This window comes from Streptomyces sp. NPDC047081 (genome assembly GCF_040643775.1).
Lineage (GTDB): Bacteria > Actinomycetota > Actinomycetes > Streptomycetales > Streptomycetaceae > Streptomyces.
In genome coordinates this window covers 15,540-31,301 of the sequence record NZ_JBEYUY010000044.1, presented here as the reverse complement: position 1 = coordinate 31,301, position 15,762 = coordinate 15,540, and the positions used below count along the sequence as shown (strand labels likewise).

Here is a 15,762-nt window from a genome sequence, read left to right as displayed (position 1 = left end):
CAGTGCGCTTTGCAGTCTTACGAGCGGAACGCGCCCGGATGTGTCTGCTCCCGCACCGACACGTACTGCTGCCGCACCGCCTGTCCCACCGCCAGGTCCTCGCCGGGCTCCAGCACCTGCGCCGCCGCGCCCTGCCAGGCCGGCGGGGTGCGCGGGTCGAGCGTGCCCTGTGACACACCCAGCGCCCAGGCCGCCTGCCGCGCCGCGCCGATCGCCGCGTAGTCCGCGGGCTGCGGTACGACGACCTGCGCCCCGAACAGCGCGGGCGCCGCGGCCTGTACGGCGGGCAGCTCGGCGGCGGCCCCCAGCAGGAAGATCCGCCGCACGTCGACACCCCGGCCGCGCAGCACGTCCAGCGCGTCCCCGAGCCCGCACAGCATGCCCTCGAACGCGGCCCGCGCCAGATGCTCGGCCTTCATCGACTCCCGCCGCAGCCCGGCCAGCGTCCCGGCGGTGTGCGGCAGATTCGGCGTCCGCTCACCCTCCAGATAGGGCAGCATCACCAGCCCGTGCGCCCCCGGCGTCGACTTCATCGCCAGGTCCGACAGACTCTCCAGATCGGGCAGCCCGAGCAACTCGGCGGTCCCGCGCAGGGTCCGTACGGCATTCAGAGTCGTTACGACGGGAAGGTGCATGCCGGTCGCGTCGGCGAGGGACGTGATCATCCCCGAGCTGTCGAAGAGCGCCTCGGGATGCACCGCCATCACGGACCCGGAGGCGCCGAGCGACACCACGGCATCGCCCAGCCCGATCCCGAGCCCGAAGGCGGCGGCCATGGTCTCGCCGGTCCCGGCGGAGATCAGCAGCCCCTCCGGGGTCGTACCGGCGGCGTCGGAGGGCCCGATCACCTCGGGCAGCATGGCCTGGTGACCGAGCGCCAGCTCGACGAGGTCGGAACGGTAGGCCCCGGTGGCGGCCGACCAGTAGCCGGTGCCGGACGCGCCACCGCGGTCAGTGGTCCTTCTCACGGGCCGCCCCAGCAGCTGCCACACCAGCCAGTCGTGGGCCTGCATGAGGATCGCGGCGCGCAGGGCGGCGTCGGGCTCGTTCTTCGCGAGCCAGCGCAGCTTGGTGACGGGCTGGGCGGCCTGCGGCACACACCCCACGGCCTGTGCCCAGGCCTCCCTCCCGCCGAGCGCGTCGATGAGATCGGCGGCGGCGACCTGCGTCCGCTTGTCGCCGCCGACCATCGCGGGGCGGACGGTGCCGCCCTGGGCGTCCAGCGGCACCACGGCGTTCTGCTGCGCCGACACACCGATGGCCTGGACGCCCTCCAGCAGACCGCCGCCGGCCGCCTCACCGAGGGACAGCAGCCAGGCCTGTGGATCGACGTCCGAGGGGCGGCCGCCGTCCGGCGACTCCACCGGGTGGGGGGCGTACCCCTGCCTGAGCACGGCCCCTGTGTCCGCGTCACAGACGACGATGCGAGTGAAATCGGGCGCACTGTCCAACCCGGCGACTATCCCCATGGCGAAAATTCTATGGGCGTAGCGCGGTGGCGGTGCGAGTGGTTCCGCGCGGCTAGGTGTTGCTCGTGCCCCAGTCGTCCTCGCCTGCGCCGTTCACGCTCCGGTCGCGCAGGGAACGCACCCGCTGGGCGACGGAGTCGGGGACCCGGTCGCCGACCTTGTCGCTCACCGCGTGGTACGCCTTGCCGGCGAACTGGCGGCCCTGCTGGGCGGCCGATTCGGCGGTGTTGCGCACGGCGGGGTTCTGGGCGACCTGGCGTGCGGACTTCTTCAGCTGCTCGTAGCGTTCGCGTCCGGCCTTGGTGCCCAGGACGTAACCCAGGGCCAGTCCGACGACGAACGTGAGCTTGTAGCGCATGGAGGCCACCCTTCCCTCGTGTAGGCCGACGCCGGGGGAACCGATTGGCGGAGCACCCCCCTGCTTGCGCTAATGTATGTGTCGCAGCGAGCGCCCGCCCCCTGGCGAATACCCAGGTAGGTACGTTCGATGCAACGAGGCATTCCTCCGTAGCTCAATTGGCAGAGCAGCCGGCTGTTAACCGGCAGGTTACTGGTTCGAGTCCAGTCGGGGGAGCTCGGTCCTCCGTAGCTCAATTGGCAGAGCAGCCGGCTGTTAACCGGCAGGTTACTGGTTCGAGTCCAGTCGGGGGAGCATGCTGAACGAGGACCCCGACGGGGTCCTTTTTCATGTCCGACCCTGTCCCGGGGGAACCGTGCAGGTCACAGCGGAGTCCTCAAGGGCATGCGAAGTCGACCATACGAAGCAGGAGATCGTATGAGCGGCTATGCTGCGGCAGACGGCGCGCACACATGTACGCGACACGCCGCTATGGGGCGGTAGCTCAGCCGGTTAGAGCAGCGGACTCATAATCCGTCGGCCGTGGGTTCGAGTCCCACCCGCCCCACCATTCGCTACGCGGGCAGAACCGTTCCTACCTGCGGAAACGTGAGAACGGGGGGCGCCACTCCAGGGTGGCGCCCCCCGTTCATTCGTTCAGACCAAGATCCAGTGGACGCTCAGTGGACGCGGGAGCGGTTCAGTGGACAGCAGGGCCCTCACGCCGCCCTCCGGCGCCCGTTGTGAGGCCGGCGAGCGGCCCGGGACGCTGCTGGCGGGAGACCCGTCGGCAACGCCCAGCCGTCCACGCCGGGGGACTCGGAGCGCGCGATGGTGAAGCGCGTGAGCGAGAACGTGCATCGCTGCTTCTCGGGGTAGCGGTCGTTGAAGTTCTCCACCCGCACCAGTTCCAAGTCGTTGGCGGCGCAGTGATCGCGTATCCACTTCACGGCCGCGTTGGCGGCATCGTCCTGGCCCCGCCCGGTCAGGGTGATCATGCCGAGGAGGTCGGAGTCGGCTTGGGCCTGCGCTCCGACGGCCCAGACGTCACCTGACTGCTTGGCGCCGTGGGCGAAGAAAACGGCGACGTCGTTCTGCCATGCCGCCTCGGGGATCGTCAGCGGCGAGCGCACCTCGAAGGCAACGTCGCGGGGGACGACGGCCATGACCGACTCGGCCTCGGCCCGCATCATCTCGGGCAGCACGCTGGTGTAGGTGTCGGAGGTGATCTGCCGCGAGGAGTGCCCCAGCTTCTCCTGGACCACCTTGATGTCGTGGCCTGCGAGCAGGGCGAGGGTGGCGGCGAGGTGGCGCAGGTCGTGCAGACGGACCGGCGGCAGGCCGGACAGCTCCACCAGGCGGGTGAAGCGCCTCGATATCCAGTCGGGGTGCAGCCCGGCGCCGTTCTCGTGCGTCCATACACGGCCGCTCTCCACGTAGGCGTCTGCCCACTCCTGGCGTTGCTGCTCCTGCTTTGCGCGGAAGGCGGACAGGTTGTCTCCGGACTCCAGGCTCAGGGACAGGGTGCGGACACTGTCGGCCTTCGGTGCTTCTCCGTACAGCTCGTACGCCACCTCGACGATCTGTTGGGAGATGCGCAGCCACAGGGCATCGAGGCTGACCTCTGTCCAGGGCAGCGCGGCCATCTCGCCGCGGCGGGGGCCGAGGAAGATGAAGGTGTGCCACAGCTCGTAGAGCCAGTCGTCCAAAACGAAGTCGAGGAACTCGCCGGTCAGCTGCGGCGTCCAGACCATGACCGGGCCCGGCTTCTCACCGGTGCGCTTCCAGTGCTCGATGCGCTCGGGCGTCCAGACGAGGGGCTTCGGCCGGGTCACCGGCGGCAGTTCCACAAGCTGTGCCCAGTTCTTGGTGAACGCCTGCTCGCGCTTGATCCCCCAACTGAGGGCGGAACTGAGGGTGTCGTTGATGCGGTGCATGGTGGCGGCGGAGGTGATCTTCCGCAGCCCCTTCTTGCCCTCGCGGAGCGCGGCGTTGGCGTCGAGGAAGGCTCGGCGGGTGGCACGGCGCTCCTCCTTCTTGGCGTAGCCCGCGGTTTTCACCCAGGCTTGGTGGGCGTCGTCACGGTCCTTCTGGAGTTGATCGACGCGCAGGCGGTGGAGGATTCGCTCGGCGTTCTCCTTCTCGATCGCGTCGTACATCTTGTCGAGGTGGCGGACCTTGAGGTCGCGCCGCTTGATGTGGCCGAGGTGGGGGAGCAAGTAGTTGTTGATGTGCTCCTCATACCCGTGACGCGTGGTGCGGGCGAGGGACTTCTTCGCCTTGATCCACCGGAGGAAGAAGTCGCCGCACTTCTCGTCCGACAGCACGTCGGTGCCGGCCACAGCAGCGTCGTAGATCTCCTTCGCCTTCTTCTTCGCGTCGTCGAGCCTGGCGAAGCCGCCGCGGCGTACCCGCTGGCGGGTACCACCCTCGGCTGGTTCGAGCTCAAAGTAGAAGTTCCAGGTGCCGTGGCCCTTGCCCAGCTTGGGGCACGTCGTGCCGATGGAGCCGATCTTGGGGTTGCCGTCGGCATCAAGGACCGGCTTGCCCTCCTTGTCCTTGAGTGGTCCCTTGCACTGGCACCGCCGGTAGTAACTCGGCTCGAACATCCGGTCCCCTGCTGTCGGCTGTTGATTGGCTCACAGCCAGTTCGTGGTGTCGTACGGTTCCGTACGTGTCTGGCGTGATCTCTTCCGATCTTGCTGGGGCTGTCGGACACTGCTGTAAAGTCGCTGATCAGTTGGCGCGGGGGAGACAGGCGACCAACAAGATGACTGCTCATGAAGCAGGTGGACCGGCCGGAGCCATGCGGCTGGAAGAGCTACTTGCCCTTCCGGCCACGGTCAATGTCACAACAGCGGGACGTGCACTGGGCATTGGTCGCGACAAGGCGTACGAGCTGATCAGGGCGGGCACGTTCCCCGTCCGGACGCTCCCTCTTGGGGGGACGGTCCGTGTTCCCACGGCCGAGCTGTGGAGGGTGCTCGGCGTTGAGCCACGTACGGAGGTGAGTCCATGATCATGAGGTATGCGCGATTCGAGGTGTTCGTTGCTCTATCAAGAGTGTGACCTATCTCGCTGGTAAATTGGTGGATGTAGGGGGTCGGGTAGAGGGGTCGAGATCATGCCAAGGCTCTACGGGTTTGAGGACATGGCGTACCGGCGCGTGCGCGAGGCGGAGGCGGAGGGAATTCGGGCCGCCGCCTCGCGGCGGCTGCTGAGACAGAGCTTTCCCGCGATCACGGAGTGGATGAGCGAGGAGGGCTACCGCACCACGTTGGGCAACAAGTTCAAGCCCGATGTCCTCGCCGGCGTGCTCCATCACCCAGCTATCGCCGGGTTGACGGAGGATGCGGCCGGAGAGCTGGTCGACAGCGGTGGCCCCCGGATCATCCCCGTTGAGGACTTCCTGGCCATCCGTGCGATGAAGCAGGCCGAGGGCGAAGGCAAGGAGAGGGCTGACCAGCGCGAGTACCTGCTCTCCGGTCCCATCAGCGTGTGCGGCCTGTGCGGCCATCCGCTCGGCACCTCGCCGTCGAATGCAGGGGCACGCGGGCACCGCTGTCAGCCGAGTTCACCTCAGCACCCGGGTGGCTGCGGCAAGGTCCGCATCAACGCCGACCTGTACGAGAGGTACGTCGGTGAGCAGGTTCTGGGCGAGCTTGCCAAGCCCGAGGTTGCGGAGCTGATCGGCGCCGCGCGCGAAGCCCTGCTTGCTAGGGCCGCCGTCCTGGACAAGGAAGTCGCGGCGGACCGGCGACGGCAGAAGAAGCTGGGTGCCGACTATGCCGCGAACTCAGGCATCTCGCTGGCCGCCTTCAAGGCGGCCGACAAGGAGTTGACGACCAAGATCAGGGAGAAGGCGACGCAAGCCCGCTTCCTGAAGCAGGTCAAGCACGTTCCCGTGGGAGACGTCCCTGATCTCGTGCGCTGGTGGAAGCACGCCCCGTTGAAGGCGAAGAAGGGCTTGGTCGTCCTGCTGCTGGAGCGGATCGCTGTGTACCCGGCCGCGTCCAGGGGCTCGCGCACCGTGGACGCGGACCGAGTGGCCTTCACCTGGAGGCAATGGGACGCGGACATGCAGAAGCCGCGATCCGCCTAGACGTTGGCGCTGCTGCGTACGGACTCCGGGCGGCGGCTGTTGCTGAGCACAGCCATCGAGAGCCCGGCCGCCACGCTTCCGATGGACAGCCCTGCCAGCGCAGGGCTGATGATGTTGTCGAGGGTCAGCGGCCATGCGTGCCCCTGCTCATACGCGAGGATGTAGCCACCTCGGCTCATGGCATACAGGACGCCGAACGTCGCTCCCGCCGCCGCCACAGCCAGGCCGACGGCTGCCGAGCGGCCCTGCCGCCATGCTGCGCAGGCGAGCTTCGAGGCGCGCGCCGCGACCTCGGCGGTGGCGGCCGCAAAGAAGCCCAGGTGGGTCAGCATGTAGATCCGGACGTCGTTGGACTGGGCGTACGAGGTCGACAGATCCAGGTCGAGCCTGGCCGGGTCCGTGCGGTGGAACTGCAAGATCAGCAGGCCGCAGACCGCGATGACGAAGGCGATGCGGCACGCGATGCTGACGTAGTGGGGCAGCTCTCGGTACTCCCAGTCGATGACCATGATCTGGAGGCTCGCGCAGAAGATCACGACGGCTATGTCCGAGACCAGAGAGGACAGTTCGGGCGTCGTAGCCCTGTCTACGACGTCGCCAACGGCGGGGATGGTCAGTACAGAGCCGACGAAGCTGCTGGCCAGGGCCACGACGTGGGCGCGGCGGGACACGCGGAACGCGCTGCGTCTGCGCTGGGCGACGGCTCGACTGAGGGCTACCGCCGTGCTCAGCAGGGTGACCACCGAGCACAGGCCGAATATCGGGCCGTCCACGTCAGCGTCCTTCCAAGTAATCCGCTGCCCGCTCAGCGGCGTCGTGCAGGCTTCGACGGCGTGGACGGCCCTCGCGGGGCTGGTCGACGCCAGGGGGAGGTGGGGGGATCGTCGGGACGTCCTCGGACAGTCCTTTGTGACGACGGAGCTCCCGGAGCCTTGAACTGATTTCAAGAATGTCCTGCACTTCAAGATCCTGCATTAAACGCAAGACCTCGCGCGCTTCGGGTCTCGACGCGAACACGGACAGCGCGGTCAGGTCGTCCCATTCGGTGCCCGGCAGCAGGAAGGCTGCCGGCGCGTCGAGGGCGTGGGCGACTGCTTCGAGGGTGGCTGCTGTGGGGTTGCAACTCGACCCGTTGAACAGGCTGTTGACCTGGCCGTGAGAGACAGAAGCGCCCGAACCTCCTTGGGTGGCACGGGAGATGTCCCGGGCACTGGGCGTGTAGCCGTCGGAGTCGCGACGCAGCCTCAGCAAGGAGATGAGCTTCGCCTGAAGACTCAAGGGTCGCTCGGTGCCGTGGGTGTCCGCCATGTCCGTCATCTCTGGCCGTGTCGTATGCTCCGGCGAAGTGACCGGCCGGTAGCACCAGCAAACATAACACTACATCGCAGGTCGCAGGGGTTATAGGGTTTGTCGCACAGTTTCTCGGCGGAGCGTCGGCCGGTGAGCGGGCATCGGTCGTGCTCCCGTGTGCCCGCTGTCGGCGGGTGCTCCGAGGATTCGCATCAGGGCGGGCGGAGCGGCGCGCACGCCGTGCACGGGAGGAGCCGCATATCCATGTCCGAGGTTGACGAACGCCGGATAGCTGAGATCGCGAAGGGGGCTCCGCGGGTGCTCAGAGCGGCGTCGAGTCAGGCGGCGCAGGGTGAGGTTCGGAAGGTAGTCGAGGTCATGGCGCTCCTCGGGGGCCGGGAACGGGGTGGAGGTGATGCCGAGGGTGAGCCCTGACTCCCGTGAGGGCTCGCGCCCTTGGCTTTGAGATAGGTGACATTGTTGATGAGCTGTTGTACGTTCTAGTCCGCCGGGTGGGTACAGCAGCCGCAGGAGCCCGCACGGCAGCGCCGCGCATGCGGCGCCCTTCCCTGCTCCTCGCCGGGTGGCCGACCCCCCGCGCCCCGCCCGGCGAGGAGTCGGCCGCCCGGTGCGGCCGTCGGGGTGTGTGACGGAGCAAGCCCGCCGCGACCGCTCGGTCGTGGCGGGCTCTCTCGTATCCGCACTCGCGCGAGATGGAATTCAAAAGAGCAGAATTCCCCTTTCTGAATTCCTTTGAATTAAAAGAGTTCTGAACTTGCTTTGGTGGTATTTGCCATTAAGATATAAGTGTAAGAACAAAGGGAAACACCCCAAACGGAATTCACGGAAGGCGCGGGAAAATGGCTGACAACAACAAGGTCGCTTTCATCAGCATCAAGCTCGGCGAGATCGCCCCCAACCCCGACCAGCCTCGCAAGTTCTTCTCTCCGGAGGCACTGGACGAGCTGACCGGGAGCATCAAGGAGAACGGTCTCCTTCAGCCGGTGGTCGTCCGGCCGGTCGAGGGCGCGAAGGTCCCCTACATGCTGATCGCGGGCGAGCGGCGCTGGCGGGCCTGCCAGGCGGCCGGCCTGGAGGTCATTCCCGCGAAGGTCATCGAGGGCGCCACTGAGGAAGAGGCCTACGTCCTCAGCATCGCGGAGAACGTTAACCGTTCGGATATGACGATCATGGAGGAGGCCGGAGCGTACGCCGACCTCAAGGCGGCTGGCTGGACGCCTGCAAAGATCGCCAAGCAGTTCGGCAAGACCGAGACCCACATCACCTGGAGGCTCGGCCTGCTCACCCTGCGTCCCGAGGTGGCCGAGATGGTCGACAAGGGCTTGATCAAGAACAACCTCGCCTGGCACATCGCCCAGCTCAACCCGGCCAACCAGATGGTCGCCGCCTCCCGTTACGTGCGCGGCGACTTCGACTCCGAGGCCGAGGCGCAGCACTTCGCCAACGGCCTCAAGCTGATGGAGAAGCAGACCTCCCTGACCGGCGAGGAGCCGCCCACCGCGGAGGAGGAGGCCAAGCGCAAGGCGGCCAAGGCCGAGGCCAAGGATGGCCTCGGCAAGGCAGAAGAGGTCCTGATCCCGCTGCTGGAGGAGCTGGCCGAGAAGAAGCCGGAGGACCTGGCCGTCATTCTCGGAGACGACCTCGCCCGCCACCTGCGGGTCGTCGGCCGCCTGTACGCCAAGGTCCAGATGGTGCGCAACCTGCTGAGCAAGGCCCAGGGTGTCCAGCGCGCCATGACCGAGGAGTTCAACAAGGCGGCGGCCCAGGTTCAGCAGGAGGCGGCGGCTGCGAAGAAGGGTGAGGAGGGCAAGGCCGAGGCCGAGAAGCCGGAGGTCAAGGCGGCGGCCAAGCCGCAGCCCCCGGCGAAGAAGGCGGCGGCCAGGCCCTCCGCGAAGCCTGCGGCAAAGACGGCGGCGAGCGCCAAGCCTGCGGCACGCCGGGCGCCCGCGAAGAAGGCCACCGAAGCGGCGAAGTAGAGCAGGTGGGGCGCGGCTGAGCCCGCGCCCCACCTCTCCCCAGTGGGGCGTAGGGATGGGCGCAGCCGGAACCCCCGGCTGCGCCCACTTTCATTCGAATTCCCTTCCGTATTCCATGTTCACGGAATTGCAAATGTCATAAGATATAAGCACGGAAAGGGAAATTCCCTCCGGGATTGGGGATCTGGAAATGACGGAAAGCGGGAAACTCTCTGTTGGCTTCCATCAGGTCAGGTCGGAGTACGTGGACTGGGGGTCCAAGTCGGCCCACCCTGCGATCCGTCAGATCACGGACCACCTCTCCTCCCTCATGGCGGAGGCGCGCGATCTGGTACCTGGGCCTGCGTCGGAAGTGATCGAGGATGTCGAGGAGACCACGGCGTCCGCGTACGCCAACGAGACCAACCGCGTCATCCGGTTCACGGCCAACTGTGCAGAAGGCCCGGTGGAGTTCGACCTCGTCGTTCAACTGGCAGCTCGCACCCCTTTCGTCTACGCGCAGGAGTAAGAGACTGGCCCGGGCCCGCGGGGGCTCTCCCTGCGGGCCCGGCGCCCTCCGGACCCCCGCTCACAGGCAGGGGCGGGGCCGGCAAGCCCCCGGCCACCGGCACCACGCCCAGGGCCGGCGTGATCAGCAGTAAGGAAGGAAGCAAGCGTGCTCACCCTGTTCACCAACCGGTTCCAGGCGTTCCAACCCCCGCAAGGGGTACCGGTGCGCATCACCCTCGGCGGCGTCCGGTTCAAGCTCCCCTACTCCCTCACCCATGCGGTGCGGGAGCTCGCGCCGCGTCGGGACTACCTCAACGCGTCCGAGCACGAGTTCACGAAGGCATACCGTGGGGACCTCGACCAGCTCGGCCCTGAGCGGATCGCGGCGCGGCTCCGGCAGATCGCGGAGGCTGAGGGCGACCACCGCCTGGTGCTCCTCTGCTTCGAGGACTTGGCCAAGCCCGGTCTGTGGTGCCACCGAAGGACGTTCGCGGCATGGTGGAAGGACCGCACCGGGGATGAGGTGCGCGAGCTGTCCCCCATGGGGGACGACCACTACCAGCAGGGAACCTTGATGTGAGCGGCGGAACCGCTCTCTCAAGATAGGTGACATGATTCCAAGGGGCTGCGTGCTCCTTGTGTAGGTTGCAGCGCGGCGCCCGGCCCGGCACCCGCCGAGGCCGGGCGTTGTCGTTCGTTGGGAGGCGAAGATGTTCCAGGGCACCATCCCGGGTCCCATGCGCTCGATCGTGCGCGAGACCGCCAGCCTGTGGCCGAGCGGCCCGGTGTACGTACCGTGCTGCGGGAACTTCACCATCGAACGGTCACTGGCCGGCATGGGGTTCGGCCTTCACTCCTCCGACGTGTCCATCTACACCAGCGCGGTCGGCCGTTGGCTCACCCGGCAACCGGTCGGCATCCAGCTCCGCGAAGAGAGCGCAGACGAACTCGGCTGGCTCGCGGACTCCTTGGACGACGGCGTTGGCACCGTGGCCACGCTCATGCTCGGCACGCGGTTCCTCGCCAGCGTCGGGCGCGAAGGGTTGTGGCACGAGCGGGTGGTGCGCTCCTACCGCGAGCAGTGGAAGGCCAAGCACGCGGAGACCGTGGAGCGGCTGTCCGGCTCGGACGTCGATCTGGCCTCGTACGAGGTGGAGGACGTGCGCTCCTGGCTCCAGAAGGTCCCCGGCGACGCTCCCGTGTGTTCCTTCCCTCCCTTCTACGGCGGCGGCTACGAGAAGCTGTACGAGCCGCTAGAAGCCCACTTCACCTGGGACGCGCCCCACTACGAGCCGCTGTCGGACGACGACGTGGTCAGCGTGCTCGGCGCGATCACGGACCGGCCGTACTGGCTGACGGCCTCCAACCACAGCGTGCCCGAGCTGCGCCCGTACCTGCGCGGCGTGATCAAGGCGACGCCGCGCGCCGCTCCCTTCTACGTGTACGCCAGTGAGGCGCGCACGAGGATCGTCGCCCCGCGCCAGCCGATCGACCCGGTGAAGATCCCGCGCCTGCGCGAGGGCGAGGAACTGGTCGGCCCGCTCTCGCTCTCGCTGCTCAAGCCCGGCCAGTTCAACGCGCTGCGCTCCCGGTACCTCAACCCCAGGATCGCTCCGGGCGCGGCGAACCTGGCGGTCGCGGTGAGGGACGGCGGCGGGCGGGTGCTGGGCGTGTTCGCGATGGCCCCGAGCACGTTCACCCCGGACGAGGCGTACGTGCTCTCGGACTTCGCGGTTGCGCCGACCGACTACCCGAGGTTGTCGAAGCTGATCGTGATGGCGGCAATGAGCGCCGAGACGCAGTTGCTGTGCCAGCGGGCGTTCTCACGGCGCATTCGGCGGGTGGCGACGACGGCGTTCAGCAACAACCCGGTGTCGATGAAGTACCGCGGGCTGCTGCGGCTGAACAAGCGCAGCCCGTCGAACGAGGACGGCTGGAAGTACCAGCTCCAGTACCAGGGGGCGATCGGCCAGCACTCGTTGGCCGAGGCCCTTCAGGTGTGGGCGAAGCGGTGGGGCGCCCCGACGACGAAGACGGGAGTCTGATCATGGAGACCGAGTCCACTCGCCTTGCCCCGCCGCAGATGGTGCAGGGCGACCCGCGCACGCTGACGCTCCTCGACGTCAACGCGAGGTTCCTGCCACACGAGCAATTCCGGCAGCTCGTGGCGAACATCGAGCGGGACGGGCATCTGACCTCGACGCCGCTGGTGTGGAACGACCGGGACACGGGGCGGCTGGTCGTCCTCTCCGGGAACCACCGCACGCTCGCCGCTATCGAGGCCGGCCTGCCGCAGATCTGGTGGATGCAGATAGACGAGCCGCTGGCCCGCCAGCGGCAGATCGCGCTTCAGCTCTCGCACAACGCGATTGCGGGTCAGGACGATCCGGCGATCCTGAAGGAGCTGTACGACGAGCTGGAGTCGGTGGAGTGGCGGCAGTACACGGGCCTGGACGACAAGACCCTTGACCTGCTGGAGAAAGTGGACGTCGCCTCCCTCGGGGAAGCGAACCTGGACTTCGCCAGCGTCCAGTTCATGTTCCTGCCCGCCGAGTTGGAGCGCGCCGAGACGGCGTTCGATGCGGCCCGCTCCACGGCGACGGCGGATCAGCGGTGGGCGGCTGGGTTGGAGCAGTACGAGCCGGTGCTCGATGCGCTGGAGTCCTCCCGGGCCGCGTACAAGATCGGCAACTCCGCTACGGCGCTCGGCGTGATCCTCGCCGTGTTCGAGCGGCACCTGGGAGAGCTGGCCGAGGGCTGGTTCGACGCAGCCACCGGGGAGCCGACGCGGGCGGGGACGGCGCCGCTGGAGACGGTATTCGGCGTGCGGGACCTGCCGGTAGAGACCGCGGCCGTCGTACGGACTGCCATCGATCGGATGGTGCAGGACGGCACTGTGCCCGCTGACGAGCCGTGGAGGGCGCTGGAAGTCCTGGCCGCCCAGAACAACTAGAAGGCCGTCGGCCAGGAGGTGAGCGGTGGCCGAGGACACCGTGGAGTCCTGGGAGCGGCAGAGCGGGGAGTCGGTCCAGGCGTTCGAGGCGTTCGCCGTGTACCGCGATCTCGGCTCAGCGCGGAGTCTGACAAAGGCAGCACGCGAGTTGCATAAATCCCGCACGCTGCTGGGCCGTTGGTCGCGCCAGTTCGCATGGGTGATGCGGGCTGTGGCCTACGACCGGGAGCAGGACCGTCTGTTCCTCGCGGAACAGATGCAGGCGCGACGCGATATCGCCCGCCGGCACGCGAAGTTGGCTCAGGCCGTACAGAGCAAGGCCGTCGCGCGGCTCCAGATGCTCGACCCGCGGGAGCTGTCGCCCTCGGAACTGCTGCGCTACGTCCAGGTCGCGGCGGAGATCGAGCGTCGGGCCGTGGGCGAGGCACCGGCGGTCGGGACGGTCGAGGGCCGGGACCAGGGCGCGGACGTGGCCGCGCTGTCGGACGAGGACCGCCGGGCGCGGATGGATCAGCTCCGTCGTGAGCTGGAGCACCGGTTGTCGGAGGGCGCACAGTGAGCCGGGGCCGGGCCAAGCGGCGCCAGATCGAGGGGTTTGCCGACCCCTCGGTCATGACCGACGAGCAGCTGAGGGCCGAGGTCGCGGCGCTGGTGCGGGCCGATGAGCTGTCGGCGCGCCGGTGGGCATGCGAGGTCCCAGATTGTGACGGGCTGCCCCATGCGGGGTGGCTGCACCATCACGCCCGAGCGGCGCAGCGTCGGCCGCTGTGGCTGTGGACGGTGTGGATGCTGCTCACCGGCCGTGGCTGGGGCAAGTCGCGGACGGCGGCGGAGGCAGTGCGGGAGTGGGCACAGACGCCGGGCTTGCAGATTGCGGTGGTGGCGAGGAACGCGACGCTAGTGCGCGACATCTGCTTCGAGTCCCCGAAGTCCGGGCTGCTGTCGGTGTTCCCGCCGCAGGAGGTGGCGAAGTACAACTCGTCGCTGGGCGAGACGACGCTCCGCTTGACGAACGGGACGACCATCAGGGGGTTCGGCGCGGAGACGCCGGACAACCTGCGTGGCTGGGCGTTCGACAAGGCATGGCTGGACGAGTACGCGGCCTGGAACCGGATTACGGCCCAGGCGGTGTACGACATGCTGTGGTTCTGCCTGCGAGAGGCGGACACCCCGCAGGTTGTCATCTCTACGACGCCGAAGCCGCTCCCCCACGTCAAGCGGCTGGTCGAGCGCGGCCGTGCGCAGGAGGAGGCGCACCGGAAGGGCGGGACCCCGCCGCGGGTGGTGCTGACCCGCGGGCACATGCGGGAGAACGACGCGAACCTGTCGGCGGCGGCGCGTGAGGAGTTGGAGGAGGAGTATGCCGGCACCCGGCTGGGGCGGCAGGAGCTGTCGGGCGAGCTACTCGAGGATGTGGAGGGCGCGCTGTGGAAAGGCTGGATGCTGGAGGTCGAGGGCTTCCGGCCCAGGCCCGAGCACCTGCCGGACCTTCAGCGGGTTGTGGTGGCCGTGGACCCGGCGACCAAGAGTCATGAGGACGCGGACATGACGGCGTTCACGGTGGCGGGGCGCGCGTTCCCGGTGGACACGATGTTCGGGGACGACCGTCCCCGCGGGTATCTGCTGCACTGCGAGCAGGACCGGTACACGCCGACGCAGGCGATGAAGCGGGCCGCGACGCTGTATCACGAGCACCGTGCGGACTGCGTTGTCATTGAGGCGAACAACGGCGGTGACTACCTGCCTGCGCTGTTGGAGCAGGTGGACCCGACGGTGAACTGGCGGATCGTTCATGCCACACGCGGGAAGCGAGCGCGGGCGGCTCCGGCTGCCCAGCTGTACGAGCAGGCGCGGGTTTCGCACGTTGGTCCGGCTCGACGGTTCGCGCCGTTGGAGGAGCAGATGACGACGTTCGTTGGCCAGGGCGAGACGGAGGACTCCCCGGACTTGCTCGACAGCGCGGTGTGGGCGCTGTGGGACCTGTTCCTCGACCCGACGATGCCGCCACCGCGGGGGGCAGCAGATCACCGACTCGACAGCCGACGCTGAGGCGCGTGGTGGTGCACGGCGGACGGTACTCCGATCAGATGCTTCCTTGACGGTGGGAATTCCAGTACGCGCAGAGTTCCTGCCAGTGGAAACGAGCCCTGGTGAAGGACGCCCATTTTGGGTTCGGAAGGTTATCGCCAAGGTCTTCGAGGGCGATTTGTACGGCGATGTCTACCCATCGGGGCGAGTACCAGTCCCCGATGGCATCGCGCAGTTCGTTCTTGTTCTTTGGTACCGACTTCAGCCACACGTCGGCAGCGTGTATCTGGGCTGCGGTGAGCGCGCGACTGAGCAGGATGGGAACCACGTCACGGACGTAGGCTTCGCACTTCTTCTGGAAGTCCGTGGACAGTCCGATAGATGACTCTTGGTTGCGCCGTAGCTCGATGCGATATTGGATGGCCCCCGGTGTGTGGTAGCTGAAGCCGAGAGTTCGAGGGACCGGAGAGTCGATTCCATCGTCGGGCTCTAGAGTCATGGTGATCTGCAGGTGCGGCGGCACGCTCGCCGGATCTTGCAAGCGGGACAGGGTTCGCTGCGCTTGTTCTTCAGTGAGTGGTCCGACTTTTTGCCACAAGGTGTCGGACGATAGCGTGACCGAGGTGATCTCGGTCCAGTAGATGAATCGTCGCGTCAACAGGGTATGCACGGCGGCCAAGCGGTGTATGAACTCGTCTTCTGTGATTCCGAGGTAAGGAAAATCGTCGGTGAACCGACTCAGGTTCATCGCGCCCGTTTGGGCATAGGCGCGATGGAGATCGCCAGCTAAAGACTGGAAACCGCGCCCCTTGGGTAGGCGGAGAGCACACTCAAGCGATCCGATTCGGCTGTTGCACCTCTGGCACAATGCGCCGCGCACGACGTCGGTCTCGTGGTCATGGTCGATGGAGCGGGCAACGTGGCCGCAGATCGCGCAGTTCGGATGCCAAGACCGGTACTTCTCCTTCTCCTTGTCGGACATCTGGCTGTAGAGCAGCTTCACGCCGTGACACTCCGTTCGCCGGCAGGTGCGCGAGGTACTGGGAGTTGAGCATCGTATGTGTGGGCACTGACACTCCCTGATGCGTCGGCCCGTG

The 15,762-nt window shown here is 67.4% G+C and carries 14 protein-coding genes and 3 tRNA genes; 11 read left to right on the top strand and 6 right to left on the bottom strand.

Annotated elements, in window-relative coordinates; all coding sequences use genetic code 11:
- Positions 1 to 17 precede the first annotated feature (17 nt).
- Both ABZ848_RS45765 and ABZ848_RS45760 read right to left on the bottom strand, forming a co-directional pair.
- Positions 18 to 1,469 carry an FGGY family carbohydrate kinase gene (locus tag ABZ848_RS45765; protein WP_360841900.1) on the bottom strand — a complete coding sequence of 484 codons (1,452 nt, stop codon included), beginning with the start codon at positions 1,467 to 1,469 and terminating at the stop codon, positions 18 to 20.
- A gap of 52 nt (positions 1,470 to 1,521) precedes the next feature.
- On the bottom strand, positions 1,522 to 1,827 hold the full coding sequence (locus tag ABZ848_RS45760) for a YtxH domain-containing protein (protein ID WP_360841897.1): 306 nt from the start codon (positions 1,825 to 1,827) through the stop codon (positions 1,522 to 1,524).
- 143 nt (positions 1,828 to 1,970) lie between these two features.
- Between ABZ848_RS45760 and ABZ848_RS45755 the strand changes: the two genes are divergently transcribed.
- The 3 genes from ABZ848_RS45755 (at position 1,971) to ABZ848_RS45745 (ending at position 2,377) form a co-directional block, all read left to right on the top strand.
- Positions 1,971 to 2,043: transfer RNA gene (locus ABZ848_RS45755), tRNA-Asn, on the top strand.
- 5 nt (positions 2,044 to 2,048) lie between these two features.
- A tRNA-Asn gene (locus ABZ848_RS45750) sits at positions 2,049 to 2,121 on the top strand.
- A gap of 179 nt (positions 2,122 to 2,300) precedes the next feature.
- Positions 2,301 to 2,377, top strand: a tRNA-Ile gene (locus ABZ848_RS45745).
- A 148-nt stretch (positions 2,378 to 2,525) separates the two neighbouring features.
- Here ABZ848_RS45745 and ABZ848_RS45740 read toward each other — a convergent pair.
- Entirely contained in the window at positions 2,526 to 4,415 is a 1,890-nt protein-coding gene (locus ABZ848_RS45740) for a tyrosine-type recombinase/integrase (protein WP_360841894.1), read from the bottom strand.
- Positions 4,416 to 4,957: 542 nt separating this feature from the next.
- Between ABZ848_RS45740 and ABZ848_RS45735 the strand changes: the two genes are divergently transcribed.
- Entirely contained in the window at positions 4,958 to 5,908 is a 951-nt protein-coding gene (locus ABZ848_RS45735; protein WP_360841892.1) for a recombinase family protein, read from the top strand.
- Here the strand turns inward: ABZ848_RS45735 and ABZ848_RS45730 are convergent.
- Both ABZ848_RS45730 and ABZ848_RS45725 read right to left on the bottom strand, forming a co-directional pair.
- A complete protein-coding gene (locus tag ABZ848_RS45730) occupies positions 5,905 to 6,681 on the bottom strand; it encodes a hypothetical protein (RefSeq protein ID WP_360841890.1) in 777 nt (258 codons plus the stop codon). The two genes, ABZ848_RS45735 and ABZ848_RS45730, sit on opposite strands and share 4 nt — an antisense overlap.
- A 1-nt stretch (position 6,682) precedes the next feature.
- A complete protein-coding gene (locus tag ABZ848_RS45725) occupies positions 6,683 to 7,216 on the bottom strand; it encodes a hypothetical protein (protein WP_360841887.1) in 534 nt (177 codons plus the stop codon).
- Positions 7,217 to 8,058: 842 nt separating this feature from the next.
- On the opposite strand from ABZ848_RS45725, the gene ABZ848_RS45720 reads away from it, so the two are divergent.
- The 7 genes from ABZ848_RS45720 (at position 8,059) to ABZ848_RS45690 (ending at position 14,686) form a co-directional block, all read left to right on the top strand.
- A complete protein-coding gene (locus tag ABZ848_RS45720; protein WP_360841884.1) occupies positions 8,059 to 9,195 on the top strand; it encodes a ParB/RepB/Spo0J family partition protein in 1,137 nt (378 codons plus the stop codon).
- Between the two features lie 190 nt (positions 9,196 to 9,385).
- Entirely contained in the window at positions 9,386 to 9,703 is a 318-nt protein-coding gene (locus ABZ848_RS45715; protein WP_360841881.1) for a hypothetical protein, read from the top strand.
- Positions 9,704 to 9,850: 147 nt separating this feature from the next.
- Positions 9,851 to 10,264 (top strand): hypothetical protein, encoded by a 414-nt coding sequence (locus tag ABZ848_RS45710; protein ID WP_360841879.1) that lies wholly within the window; start codon positions 9,851 to 9,853, stop codon positions 10,262 to 10,264.
- A gap of 130 nt (positions 10,265 to 10,394) precedes the next feature.
- Positions 10,395 to 11,729, top strand: a complete 1,335-nt coding sequence (locus ABZ848_RS45705; protein ID WP_360841876.1) for a hypothetical protein — start codon at positions 10,395 to 10,397, stop codon at positions 11,727 to 11,729.
- A 2-nt stretch (positions 11,730 to 11,731) separates the two neighbouring features.
- Positions 11,732 to 12,637, top strand: a complete 906-nt coding sequence (locus tag ABZ848_RS45700) for a ParB N-terminal domain-containing protein (protein WP_360841874.1) — start codon at positions 11,732 to 11,734, stop codon at positions 12,635 to 12,637.
- Between the two features lie 25 nt (positions 12,638 to 12,662).
- Positions 12,663 to 13,196 (top strand): hypothetical protein, encoded by a 534-nt coding sequence (locus tag ABZ848_RS45695; protein ID WP_360841871.1) that lies wholly within the window; start codon positions 12,663 to 12,665, stop codon positions 13,194 to 13,196.
- Positions 13,197 to 13,249: 53 nt separating this feature from the next.
- On the top strand, positions 13,250 to 14,686 hold the full coding sequence (locus ABZ848_RS45690) for a terminase family protein (protein ID WP_360841869.1): 1,437 nt from the start codon (positions 13,250 to 13,252) through the stop codon (positions 14,684 to 14,686).
- A gap of 34 nt (positions 14,687 to 14,720) precedes the next feature.
- Here the strand turns inward: ABZ848_RS45690 and ABZ848_RS45685 are convergent, their stop codons facing one another.
- Entirely contained in the window at positions 14,721 to 15,668 is a 948-nt protein-coding gene (locus ABZ848_RS45685) for an endonuclease domain-containing protein (RefSeq protein ID WP_360841867.1), read from the bottom strand.
- Positions 15,669 to 15,762 lie beyond the last annotated feature (94 nt).